11 protein-coding genes and 1 pseudogene are annotated in these 12,707 nt (G+C 39.8%); 6 read left to right on the top strand and 6 right to left on the bottom strand.

Annotated elements, in window-relative coordinates:
• Positions 1–27: 27 nt before the first annotated feature.
• The 6 genes and pseudogenes from IGJ15_RS14870 to coaA form a co-directional block, all read right to left on the bottom strand.
• Positions 28–588, bottom strand: coding sequence for a hypothetical protein (locus tag IGJ15_RS14870; protein WP_429946959.1), 561 nt, complete (start codon positions 586–588; stop codon positions 28–30).
• A gap of 84 nt (positions 589–672) precedes the next feature.
• Positions 673–801, bottom strand: a pseudogene (locus tag IGJ15_RS14865) (CsbD family protein); the annotation flags it as partial.
• A 1,076-nt stretch (positions 802–1,877) separates the two neighbouring features.
• Positions 1,878–2,804 (bottom strand): Bpu10I family restriction endonuclease, encoded by a 927-nt coding sequence (locus tag IGJ15_RS14860; protein WP_252704497.1) that lies wholly within the window; start codon positions 2,802–2,804, stop codon positions 1,878–1,880.
• A complete protein-coding gene (locus IGJ15_RS14855) occupies positions 2,797–3,963 on the bottom strand; it encodes a DNA methyltransferase (RefSeq protein WP_430599183.1) in 1,167 nt (388 codons plus the stop codon). Before IGJ15_RS14855 ends, IGJ15_RS14860 begins: the two co-directional genes overlap by 8 nt.
• Before the next feature lie 207 nt (positions 3,964–4,170).
• Complete coding sequence (gene guaA, locus IGJ15_RS14850) at positions 4,171–5,736, bottom strand: glutamine-hydrolyzing GMP synthase (RefSeq protein WP_010748605.1); 1,566 nt, start codon at positions 5,734–5,736, stop codon at positions 4,171–4,173.
• Between the two features lie 80 nt (positions 5,737–5,816).
• Entirely contained in the window at positions 5,817–6,740 is a 924-nt protein-coding gene (gene coaA / locus IGJ15_RS14845; RefSeq protein ID WP_005226828.1) for a type I pantothenate kinase, read from the bottom strand.
• Between the two features lie 337 nt (positions 6,741–7,077).
• On the opposite strand from coaA, the gene IGJ15_RS14840 reads away from it, so the two are divergent.
• The 6 genes from IGJ15_RS14840 to IGJ15_RS14815 all read left to right on the top strand — a co-directional run bounded on the left by IGJ15_RS14840 (position 7,078) and on the right by IGJ15_RS14815 (position 12,689).
• A complete protein-coding gene (locus tag IGJ15_RS14840) occupies positions 7,078–7,683 on the top strand; it encodes a class I SAM-dependent methyltransferase (RefSeq protein ID WP_010748606.1) in 606 nt (201 codons plus the stop codon).
• A 250-nt stretch (positions 7,684–7,933) separates the two neighbouring features.
• The gene (locus IGJ15_RS14835; protein ID WP_005226832.1) at positions 7,934–8,953 is read left to right on the top strand and encodes a LacI family DNA-binding transcriptional regulator; all 1,020 of its coding nucleotides are present in this window, start codon (positions 7,934–7,936) and stop codon (positions 8,951–8,953) included.
• A 123-nt stretch (positions 8,954–9,076) separates the two neighbouring features.
• Positions 9,077–10,378 carry a pyrimidine-nucleoside phosphorylase gene (locus IGJ15_RS14830; protein WP_005226834.1) on the top strand — a complete coding sequence of 434 codons (1,302 nt, stop codon included), beginning with the start codon at positions 9,077–9,079 and terminating at the stop codon, positions 10,376–10,378.
• A gap of 13 nt (positions 10,379–10,391) precedes the next feature.
• The gene (gene deoC, locus IGJ15_RS14825) at positions 10,392–11,054 is read left to right on the top strand and encodes a deoxyribose-phosphate aldolase (protein WP_005226835.1); all 663 of its coding nucleotides are present in this window, start codon (positions 10,392–10,394) and stop codon (positions 11,052–11,054) included.
• A 54-nt stretch (positions 11,055–11,108) separates the two neighbouring features.
• Positions 11,109–11,507 (top strand): cytidine deaminase, encoded by a 399-nt coding sequence (locus IGJ15_RS14820; RefSeq protein ID WP_005226837.1) that lies wholly within the window; start codon positions 11,109–11,111, stop codon positions 11,505–11,507.
• Between the two features lie 63 nt (positions 11,508–11,570).
• Complete coding sequence (locus IGJ15_RS14815) at positions 11,571–12,689, top strand: BMP family lipoprotein (RefSeq protein ID WP_010748607.1); 1,119 nt, start codon at positions 11,571–11,573, stop codon at positions 12,687–12,689.
• Positions 12,690–12,707 lie beyond the last annotated feature (18 nt).

Raw genomic sequence — 12,707 nt, 5'->3', positions numbered from 1 at the left:
CTTTTCTTTCATCATTTTAGGATATAGTTAAATTCCTAAAATTTCTTTTTTCTTTGATTCAAATTCTTCTTGTGTAATAATCCTTAAATCAAGTAATTCTTTCAGTTCTTTTAATTGTTGTGTAGAAGAATGTTCATTTGATTTTCCGACATTAGTATCTTTTCTGTAATCTACATTTACAATAAAGCGTTCTAGATTGCTTGCTTGTGAAGAATAAAGAAAAACTTTTACTTCTTTTATAGAGTTATCTTCTAAATTTTGTAAAAATATTGTTCCCTCGCTGCCGATTTCTTTTATCTTTGTGATTGATTTAGTTTTAACTTTACTTTTCCGTTTTCCAGAACTGCTAATAATTCCTCCTGTAGACCCTAATATTGCCGTACCGGCAATAGTTTGTCCTGTTTGACCTTTTTTATTTATATTCCCTGTATTTGTTGTTTCTTGGGCAATTGTACTACCACTCCATTCGAATCGTTCGAATTTGTATTTGATGGTATTTGGATCATATTTTTTGGAAACATAAAAATAATCATTGACATCTCGTTTTAAGGTGATTGATTCTAATTGTTTTGTAAAAGGTTTCTTCATAGGCAGGATTATCTTTTGTTTTTAGGTTGTCAAATTGTTCAGATACAACCTGTGTAGCTTTGTCTTTTACGTCTTCAATTACTTTTCTGTTTTTTCTTTTACATAAGAAGCAACTTCTTTAACTTTACCAATGGCTTGATTTAAAAGTCCTTCTACTTTTGTTTCTTTGTCATTGGTTACATCACCAGCAACTTCTTTCGCTTTGCCTTTCATTTTATCTGTTGTTCATTTATCTTTCATTCAAATCACCTCTTAAAAATAAGTGATATTAATCCAAATGAGCCGCCTATAGTGTATGTCAATATTAGAAAATGCAATGTTATGTTTTGCGTTAAGATGGTCAGTATATGGCTATTCTGCTAATTTAGAAAGTAACTATGAACTATAGAAGTGATGATTATTGAGAGATGATACACTGGCGAGTATTTTTTTGACCATACTTTTGACCTTCTCGAACAAGTTTTATTAACAATTATCAGCTTTTTAACAAACTCAAAAATACTGATGTAAAGCGTTTTGTGTTAAATCAGATACCATCAAATTTCCAAGAACTACTCAATGTTGGCTTATAGAAATTCTCCATCCATAATATGTTAGCTCTTTATTCCCAGCCAATGCTTTATGTGTATGCATTCAACAGTGTCGGTTTGGCTTGCAAGTAATTGACAATATTGCTTTCAAACAAATTGAAAGTCATTAAAGTTTTTCATGTTTAAAACTCTTTAAATTGTTACTAGTAAAGCATTTTGAACTGATTGAAAAAATAGTTGGGCTAACCAGGTCTCAAAAAGGCTCGTAAAGGTTCTTTGTTCAACCGTTAATATTTCTTATATATCAATGTTTCGGACGTTTCACAACACTGTTTGTGAAGCGTCTTTTTTTGTTGATACCATTTTGGTCTGCATCTTATTATATGTATGGTGGTATATTTGAAAAAAATGTAAAATGATCCACATTATGAAGAATTTTGAAAACGGATTGATTAGTAAATATGGAATTAGCAGATGTACTTACTGGAAGATGAATTAGAAAAAAGGTACGTTGAAAGGTATGGAAAAGTATTCGAATAAATTTGTGGAGTACAGAATCCCTTTAAGAAAAGTAGTGAAAAAAGAAAAATCTCTTGTCAAACGTTAGTCTGACAAGGGATTTTTGGTAGGGGAAATGGCAGGAAATCATATCATTTTTAATGAAAATCAAGCTCTTCAACAACTGAATAATGTTGATTTATAGACATTCCCCATACATATTATGGTGGCTCTTTATTCCTATTTAAGAATAGTCATATACTAGAAATAGCCGATATCAATGACGTCATCTTCAACAAGATCAATGTTAGCAATTTCTTTTAAAATATAGTTAACGAAACGCAACATTAGTTCTGTGTCATAGGGATGATCGTATAAATATTTTTCATAAAAATCTCTGTTGTACATCCTTCCCTCATACGTTGCAAATGAACTTCGTTTATTTGATGGGAGTCTTTTAGCTTTTCTGAAAATGATAATTTCATCAATATAGGTTGTTGATGAACTTATGGGTGTCATATCCAAAAAATCACAAAGTAGAAAGTATCGTGCGCCAGTAACTGCCATTTTAACATCTCTAGCTGTTGCAGATGCTTCTTGGAACATTGTTTTATCCAAATTTGTTTTTATTTCAGCTAAAATATATCCCAAGTTTGTTGATAAAATATCACTTTCAGAATCTGGAAAATTATTACTATAAGAAGCTTTTAAATAAAGTTTCCGACTCATGGAAAAATCTTGATCTTTAGATTTTATTTCCATTCCACCGGCTAACTTGGGAGTATTTAAAGAAGAAGAAAAATGAACGGACGAATATACTTTGGCTTGAGAAGAGATTTGAATCTCATTATTTATGCCATCTCTACTTTCTAAACATTTCGAAACCAATATGGGTAAGAATTCTTCAATTACAGTATTATCAATCTTTAATTGACCTTTCTGTCTATAAAGAAAATTTTCGGGAGAATCGTAAATTATATTTAAATCTAAGAAGTTCTTGTATTTATTTAGCAAATCTACCATCAATTCAACAATTTCACCAATGTCGCCTGAAGAAATCAGGTTCATAGATTCAATCCAAGAATCATAATTTTTGATAGCTAACAATATCCTGTCTTTGTCTACCTCGGGTAATTTTTTACTATTCAGAACTGCAATCAATTTCTCCCCATGTACTCCTCTAACCATGGTTATTCAACTCCGATTCATTTATATTATTAGATTTTTCTATAGCATCCATTATCAAATCTCTTTTAGGATCATTATCAGAAAGTGCTTTTTTTAATTCTTGTACTCCAATTTTTCTAGCCATTGTTACTATTTCTTCTTTGCTCAAAGTAACATCTACTTTTTTTGCAAAGTGTAAAATATCTTCTTTTATTATTATGCCATATCTATTCTTAAAAACTCTTTGTTGTCTCAATAATAGTGGACAATTGAATATGCTGTTAAATATATCGAAAATAATTTGACTATTACAAAATTTGTGACCTAGCACCGTTGACTCGATTCCAACTATAAAAATGAGTCTTGCATCCATCTTACTAATTCTTAGAGATTCTAAAATTGACAATGCCATGTCTATAGAGTACTGAATAACAGTATAGAATCTATTTCCTCTATGTTTTCTGTTTGAACCAAATTCTGATTTTGCAATATTGAGTACATCATATCCCAAAAATTCGATAGATTTTCTATAGTTTTGGTGATAATTGAACACATTAATATAAGGAGGGGAAGTTAGGACTATAGTGGCATAGTTACTTTTGAATTTTGTTCTTCTTGAATCCCCTAAAAGTACATCTATTTTCTTTTTTGAGTAGGGTAAACGTTTAATTAATTCCTTCAATTTACCCCATTTGTTAGACAATATAGTTATATTCAATTCGTTTTTATTAAGATCACTTAGGATTAACAGCAATTTAGCAATGTTATTGTAAGTTGTTTCAAGATTAGGATGTTTGCAAAAGTCAATAAATTCTGTAAAGTCTTTCTCTGTCATTATATTATTTAGTCTTTTATCATAATAATTTATTAACTCATTTCTATAACGAGTTGAACAGTTACCTAGTTCGTAAAATTTTGCCATATGGTAAGCTGCTGGATTTAATTCAATTCCACAGACCTCTAGGTCTCTGTTTAAACTTTCAGATACTACAGTTCCAGATCCTAAAAACGGATCGTATAGTACACTGTTGTTGTCAGTATATTTTTCTAGTATAGCTTCAATGAATTCTGGAGAAAACTGCCCTTTCCATGAAAAATTGCTTGTTCTAGATTTATCTGATATATCTAGCAGACTTTGATTAATATCGGTTTTATCAATTGGTACATTAGATAGGTTCATTTTTTTCACCTCAAAAATCTATGTGAATTTTTAAATAATCAATCTTTATATGATAGGTAAATAGACTTGGTTTATAAGAATAAATCCCTACCAATTTTTGGTAGGGAAAATGGTAGGGAATCATATCATTTTTAATGAAAATCAAGCTCTTTTAAAACTGAAGAATGTTGATTTATAGGCATTCCCCATCCTTATTATATTGGCTCTTTATTCCCACTCCACAGTAGCAGGTGGTTTGCTCGTAATATCGTACACGATCCGATTGACGTGTGCGACTTCGTTGACGATGCGGACGCTGATTTTTTGTAGGACTTCCCATGGGATGCGGGCAAAGTCAGCGGTCATGCCATCGATTGAAGTGACTGCACGGATGCCGACGGTATAATCGTAGGTCCGGCCATCACCCATGACACCGACGGAGCGGATGCCTGGTAAGACGGTGAAGTACTGCCAAATGTCGCGGTCTAAGCCGGCATTTGCGATTTCTTCCCGCAAGATTGCGTCCGAGTCGCGGACGATCGTTAGTTTTTCTTCTGTCAATTCGCCAAGGACACGAATGCCTAGACCTGGTCCAGGGAATGGTTGGCGCCATACGATGCTGTCTGGCATGCCAAGTTGAGTCCCTAATTCACGGACTTCGTCTTTGAACAAGGTGTTCAATGGTTCGATCAATTTGAATTGCATGTCTTCAGGTAAACCACCCACATTGTGGTGAGATTTGATGGTTTGCGCAGTTTCGGTTCCTGATTCGATGACGTCGGTATAAAGGGTTCCTTGGGCAAGGAAAGAAACGCCTTCTTCGCCAGCTAGTTTGGTTGCTTCATCATCGAAGACGTACACGAATTCATTTCCGATGATCTTGCGTTTTTCTTCAGGATCAGAAACCCCAGCAAGTTTTGATAGGAAACGTTCTTTGGCATTAACTTTGATGATGTTCAAGCCGAATTTGCCGCCTAAGCTTTCCATTACTTGCTCGGCTTCGCCTTTACGCAAGAGGCCGTGGTCAACAAAAATACAAGTCAGTTGATCGCCGATCGCTTTTTGTAAAAGAACACCAACGACAGAAGAATCGACCCCGCCTGAAAGACCAAGCAAGACTTTTTTGTCGCCCACTTGTTCGCGGATTTTTGCGATTTCCATATCGATGAAGTTGTCCATTGTCCAATCACCCGTACATTGACAAACGTCAATGGCAAAGTGACGCAATAAGTCGTTGCCGTATTCTGAATGGCGAACTTCTGCGTGGAATTGGATACCGTACATTTTGCGCTCGGCATCTTGGATAGAAGCGATCGGGCAATCTTTGCTCGTTGCCACGACATCAAATCCTGCAGGTGCTTGAGTGACCAAGTCTCCGTGGCTCATCCACACGGTTTGGGTTGCGGGCGTGTTTTGGAAAAGGGCCGCTGCATCAGAAGTGACTTCCAATTCTGCTTTGCCGTATTCACGGTTTTTGGCAGGTTCAACTTTTCCGCCTAATTTATAAGTAATCAACTGCATGCCGTAACAGATCCCTAAAACTGGGATGCCTAACTCAAAAATTTTCTCGTCGATGCCGAAAGAGTTCTCGTCGTAGACGCTGTTTGGTCCGCCAGATAAGATGATCCCTTTTGGGTTCATCGCTTTTACTTCTTCAGCGGTAATGCGGTGGCTCAATAATTCTGAGAAAACACCGAACTCACGAATACGGCGTGTAATCAGCTGGTTGTACTGACTACCGTAATCAAGTACGATAATTTTTTCGACGTTTGGCAAAGTGTCAACGTTTGTCACAATAAATTACCTCAATTCTTTTAGTTTTTATTGAAAAAAGGCTGGGCCTTTTCAACAGCATAATCATAAAAATGAAGCGGTCAATACTTGCGCAAGAACACTTCATCGATCAAATGGTGCTTTGTTTTATGAAGAATTATATCGGCTCTGCTGCGTGTAGGCAAGATATACTCGTGTAAATTCTTTAAATTCACATTTTTCCATACTTCTTTTGCCATTTTAATCGCTTCCTTGCGATCCCCGATCGCATATTGGTAATAATAATTGCTGGGATCTTGAAAGGCAGTGTCTAGTAATGATTCAAATCGTTCCAAATACCATTTTTCGATCAGTGCTGGTTGGGCATCCACGAAAATTGAAAAATCAAAAAAGTCGCTGATATAGATTTGTTGGTTGGCAGGCAGTTGTAGGGTATTGATGCCTTCCACGATCAAGATATCTGGTTGACTGATCGTTTCATACGTATCAGGAATAATATTGTAGACTTCATGGGAGTAGACGGGGATCTGAATGTCTGGTTCTCCTGATTTGACCGCATTCAAAAAGTTGATCAAGGCTTCCATGTCATAACTTTCTGGAAATCCTTTGCGATTCAAGCTGCCGCGTTCTTCCAAGACTTCGTTCGGGTACAAAAAGCCGTCAGTGGTGATCAGTTGGACGGTTCTACGGGGAAACAAACGGGCCAACAAATTTTGGACGAGCCGTGCGGTGGTGCTTTTGCCGACGGCGACACTTCCAGCGATGCCGATGATAAAAGGCGGCATTTTGACGTAGCGGTGTAAAAAGAGTCCCTTGCTGAGGGTCAATGATTCAAATTCTTTCATATAAAGATGGATCAGATGGCACAAAGGCACGTAAACATCTTCCACATCTTGAACCGAGATCCGGTCGTTCAAACTTTTGATATTATCCAATTCTTCTTGAGTGAAAGGCATCATGCCGTTCGTATAAAAACCTTGCCATTGCTCACGAGGAATTTGATAAAAATTCATGGTTTCTTGCATAGTAGGCTCCTTTTTTTGCGGCATCATCGGTTTCTATTAGAAGCGATAGGCCACTGTTCGAAAGTATTTTACCATAGAAACTTGCGGAACTTGGAAAAAAGACATGATTTCCTTTGCAGAAACAACAAAAAACTGTTTTTTCGTTGTTTTTTTTGCTGGGCGTTTACTTCTGGCTGTTTTTCGGTATGATTAGAAAGAAGCAGCAGACAAATCTTGCAGGGCTTTTTTACTGGTGATTTCACTATGTTCACTTGTTCGAATAGAAGAAACAAGGAAAAACTAGTAGAAACCAGTAGAAAAAACAAGCGAAGAGGAAATAGAAGAAAGGAGCATAACCATGAGTAATCATTACTATACAGAAAATCCTGATACGGCCCATGATTTTGAGCAGTGGTCGTTTGAATTAAGAGGAAAGAACTTTCATTTTGTGACAGATAGCGGGGTGTTTTCCCGTGACACGGTGGACTATGGCTCGCGGGTGCTGATCGATGCGTTTGAGTGGGGGGAGCTGCCAGAAGGAAGTCTGCTGGACGTTGGGTGCGGCTATGGACCTGTTGGCTTAGCGTTGGCTTATGCGAGTCAACGACCTGTCGAGATGATCGATATCAATCAGCGGGCAGTGGATTTGGCAAAAGGCAATGCCCAGCGTAACGGCATTGAACAGGTAGATATCCATCAATCCAATATCTATGCCCAATTAAATCAACCTGCTTATGCGGCGATCCTCAGCAATCCGCCGATTCGGGCAGGAAAAGAAGTCGTTCATGAGATTTTGACGGGGGCGTTTCCTTTGCTTAAAGTAGGCGGGACTTTAACGATCGTGATCCAAAAGAAACAAGGGGCGCCGAGTGCTCAAAAGAAAATGCAAGAGACCTTTGGCAATGCCGAAATCATCAAAAAAGACAAAGGCTATTACATCATTCAAAGCGTAAAAGAAGCGTAGCTGCTCTTTGATTCTCAACAGATCAAAGGCATCGCCAAGACAAGCGCTGGTTAGCGGCAACTGGACCAGTTGGTTTCTCAAAAAGCCTGTTGTCATCAGTCTTTGGAGCAATCGCAGCTCCGCTAAAAGAGCTGTCTGTATCATCGGGCCATTTTTGATCAACGAAAAAGAAAGTCGCACACTTGTTGAAAGTGTGCTATTTTTTTTGAGAAAAATTTGCTACACTTTAGGCAAGAGAGGAGAGAAGCAGATGAAATTGACGATTAAACAGATTGCTGAAATGGCTGGCGTCTCTGTCACGACCGTGTCGCAGATCCTAAACAATAAAGGCAGCCGTTTTAGTGAAGAAACCCGAAAGCGGGTCTTAGATATCGTAAATAAATATCACTATAAGCCGGATTTTTTTGCTTCGAATCTTATCAACCGCCATTCAAAAACGATCGGAATGATCGTGCCTGATGTGACGGATTTCTTTTTCTCTAAAGTCATTGAAGGGGCGGAAAGTTATTTCAATCCACTAGGTTACATGCTAGTGTTATGCAATTCGCGCCACAGCCAAGAAAAAGAGGTTCAATATTTGAATGAACTGTCTCATCGTTCGGTAGATGGCATCTTATTAGCGACGCCGCATTTGCTGCCAGAGGATTATTCCTTGAAGAGCGGGTTCTTTGATGACCGACCAATTATTTTAGTTGATCGTGGGATCAATCAGCGGGACAATGGTCGTTTGATCGTGAAAGAATACGAAGGCGCCTACCAAGCTGTTAGCTATTTGATCAAAAATGGTCACCGCAACATTGCGATGCTCAAAGAAATCACCGGCTACTATCAATTAGAGGAACGGTTCAATGGCTATCGCCATGCCTTAAAGGATCATCAGATCCCTTTTAAAGGCCGATATGTAGAAAATGCTGAATTAACGGTTACCGGCGGGTACGAAGCAACGAAGGAATTATTGAAGTATAAAGAGATCACAGCGTTCTTCTGTGGCAACGATGCCATGGCGATCGGCTGTTATCAAGCGATTTATGAGGCGGGCAAAAAAGTACCAGAAGACTACTCGGTGATCGGCTTTGATGCCTTGAAATTATCGGAATACATCACACCACCGCTTACCACGGTCATGCAGCCGACTTTTGAGATCGGGTTTACCGCAGCGAAGTTTTTAGTGGACGCCATTGAGTTTCCGACACGGCGAATTCCAAATAAGATTTTTGATACAAAATTAATTATTCGTGAGAGCGTGAAGACATTGACAAGCGAGAAATAATGCGGTATATTTCTTCTTGTAAGTGTTTTCATAGTTTTGCGATATTTAGTAAACTGTTTTACTAAAGTGGTTTACCCTACGAAAAATTATTGTATAATGTTAAAGGAAGCGAGGGTCATTTCGATGCGAATGGTGGATTTAATTGAAAAGAAACGTGACGGCAAGTCATTGACGAAGGAAGAAATTGACTACATTGTAACTGCGTATACTGAAGGAAGTATTCCAGATTATCAAATGAGTGCCTTGTTGATGGCTATTTTTTATGTAGATATGACAGATGAAGAGATCACGAACTTAACGCTAGCAATGGCAAATTCTGGTGAAGTGATCGACCTATCCTCAATTGAAGGAATCAAAGTCGATAAGCATTCGACTGGCGGTGTTGGTGATACGACCACATTGATCTTAGCGCCATTAGTGGCTAGTGTTGGCGTACCGGTTGCGAAAATGTCTGGCCGCGGCTTAGGCTATACTGGTGGGACCTTAGACAAGCTTGAAGCGATCCCTGGATTTAAAATCGAGCTTTCTGAAGCCGACTTTATCCGATTAGTCAACGAAAGCAAAGTGGCCGTGATCGGTCAATCAGGAGATTTAGCTCCTGCAGACAAAAAACTGTATGCCTTACGAGATGTGACGGCAACGGTTAGTTCGATCCCATTGATCGCCAGCTCGATCATGAGTAAAAAAATCGCGGCAGGTGCCGATGCGATCGTGTTAGATGTAACCACAGGCGATGGCGCCTTTATGAAAAACTTGGAGGATGCTAAACGCTTAGCCCAAACGATGGTCCGCATCGGAAAATTGGCAAATCGCCAAACGATGGCAGTCATTTCTGATATGTCACAGCCTTTAGGGGAAGCGATCGGCAACAGTTTGGAAGTGGTGGAAGCCATTGAGACACTGCAAGGAAAAGGACCGAAAGACTTGGAAGAAATGTGCTATGCACTGGGCAGCCAAATGGTCGTTTTAGCGAAAAAAGCTGATTCATTGGAAGAAGCACGCCAACTGTTGGAAGAAGCCCTGCATTCAGGCAAAGCGTTAGAAAAATTCAGACAGATGATTACAGACCAAGGCGGAGACGCTACAGTGATCGATGACCCGAGCAAGATTTTGACAGCGAAATATGAAGTGGAAGTCCCAGCGAAAACGAGCGGCGTGGTGACGAAATTAGTTGCCAATGAGCTAGGGATCGCGGCGATGATGTTAGGGGCAGGTCGTAAGACCAAAGACGAAGACATCGACCATGCCGTGGGCATCAAATTGCATAAGAAAGTGGGCGAATCCGTAAGCAAAGGGGAATCGCTATTGACGATCTATAGCAATACCGAAGCAATCGAGGATGTCAAAGCATTGATCGACCAAAATATTGAAATTGGGGAAGATGGCGCAGAACCGCCATTGATCCATGACATTATTACAGAATAAGGAGCGAATAAAAATGGAATTGAATCGCATGATCGACCACACGATTTTGAAAGCAGACGCAACGGAGGAAGATGTTTTACGAATCATCGAAGAGGCAAAAACCTATCACTTCTATTCTGTCTGCATCAATCCAACGTGGGTTTCATTAGCAGCAGAAAAATTACAAGGCGAACCAACGGCTGTTTGTACCGTGATCGGTTTTCCTTTAGGGGCAAACACATCTGAGGTCAAAGCTTATGAAACAACAGATGCGATCAAAAACGGCGCAGATGAAGTCGATATGGTGATCAACGTAGGTGCCTTGAAATCAAAACAATACAAAAAAGTTCAAGCAGACATCGAAGCAGTCGTTGAAGCAGCCAAAGACAAAGCGCTTGTCAAAGTAATCATTGAAACAGCGTTATTAGACAACGAAGAAATCGTCAAAGCCTGTGAATTAGCCAAAGCAGCTGGTGCAGATTTCGTGAAAACCTCAACTGGCTTTTCAACTGGTGGGGCAGTCGTTGAAGATGTTCGCTTGATGCGTGAAACAGTAGGACCAGAAATGGGTGTCAAAGCTTCTGGTGGTATCCACAATGAAGCAGAAGCTGCAGCTATGGTCGAAGCGGGCGCAAACCGCTTAGGAACAAGCGCAAGTGTTGCTATCGTGACTGGCTCAACAGGTGCTGGCTACTAAGCTTAGCATTATTAAGTAAAGTAGCAAAAAATAAAAATAAGAGCGGGGAAGACAATGACAATAGCGAAAAAAGAGTGGATCGACACCGCCGTTTCCGCCTTAGATAAAGCGTATGTGCCGTACTCTAAGTTTCCGGTCGGTGCTTGTCTCGTTGCCAAAAATGGTACGATATATCAAGGGATCAACATTGAAAATGCCTCATATGGCTTAACAAATTGCGCAGAACGAACCGCTTTTTTCAAAGCCGTTTCTGAAGGCGAAAAAGAGTTTCAACATTTGGTTGTGGCGGGTCATACGCCAGAACCGATCTCTCCTTGCGGTGCTTGCCGCCAGGTCATGGTGGAATTTTGTGCGCCAGATATGCCGGTGACCTTAGTCGGCGATGATGGTGTCATCAAAGAAACCACGGTAGAAGGCCTATTGCCTTATTACTTCACGAACAAAGATTTATAAACCATGTTCATTCAGTCGATGCGGCTGTTGAAAAAAACTATATTTTTAGGGGGCTTTACAGCAATGAAAAAAGCAAAATTATTTAGTTTAGGTATTGTTGCAGTAGCTGGGTTGACTTTACTTGGTGCTTGTGGCGGAGGAAATTCAGGTTCAACTGATTCAACTGGCGGCGGTTCTGCAGACGGTACGACTGATGCAGCGCATAGTGTCGCAATCGTTACCGATATCGGTGGGGTGGATGACCGTTCATTCAACCAATCAGCGTGGGAAGGCTTAGAAGCATGGGGTGAGGAACACGGGATCGCTCGCGGTGCTGGTGGTTATGACTACGTGCAATCAAATGAAGCTTCAGAATACACAACCAACGTAAATGGTGCCGTTCAAAATGGTTTCAAAACGATTTTCGGTGTGGGTTACTTATTGAAAGATTCAATCGCAGCAGCAGCTGACCAAAACCCTGATACACAATTCGGGATCATTGATGATGTGATCGAAGGCAAAGACAACGTTGTTTCAGCAACATTTAAAGATAACGAAGCAGCTTACTTAGCTGGTTATGCTGCAGCGTATACAACCAAAACAAACAAAGTCGGCTTCATCGGTGGTGAAGAAGGCGTCGTTATCGACCGTTTCGAAGCTGGTTTCACGAAGGGTGTTCAAGACGCAGCTGAAAAATTAGGCAAAGAAATTACAATTGATTCTCAATATGCAGCATCATTTGGAGATCCTGCCAAAGGGAAAGCATTGGCAGCTTCAATGTATCAAGGCGGCGCTGACGTAATCTTCCACGCATCTGGTGGTACTGGTGCAGGTGTCTTCCAAGAAGCAAAAGCAATCAATGAACAATTGAACGAAGCAGACCTAGAAGACAAAAAAGTTTGGGTCATCGGTGTAGATAGCGATCAACAAGACGAAGGAAAATACACAACTGCTGATGGCAAAGAAGATAACTTCACATTGGCTTCAACATTGAAAGGTGTTGGCGCAGCGGTTCAAGATATCTCAACTCGTGCGTTAGAAGACAACTTCCCTGGCGGCGAACACATTGTTTACGGCTTGAAAGATGGCGGTGTAGACATTACTGAAGGGTTCCTTTCAGATGATGCCAAAGCAGCGATCGAAACAGCGAAACAAGACGTGATCGACGGCAAAGTAGAAGTACCAGAAACACCTGAAAAATAAAGTTGTTCTTTTCGGTTA

This window comes from Enterococcus sp. AZ079 (genome assembly GCF_050547255.1).
Taxonomy (GTDB): Bacteria; Bacillota; Bacilli; order Lactobacillales; family Enterococcaceae; genus Enterococcus_D; species Enterococcus_D casseliflavus.
Note: the sequence above shows the minus strand (reverse complement) of the source record. Positions and strands in the feature narration are given on the sequence as shown.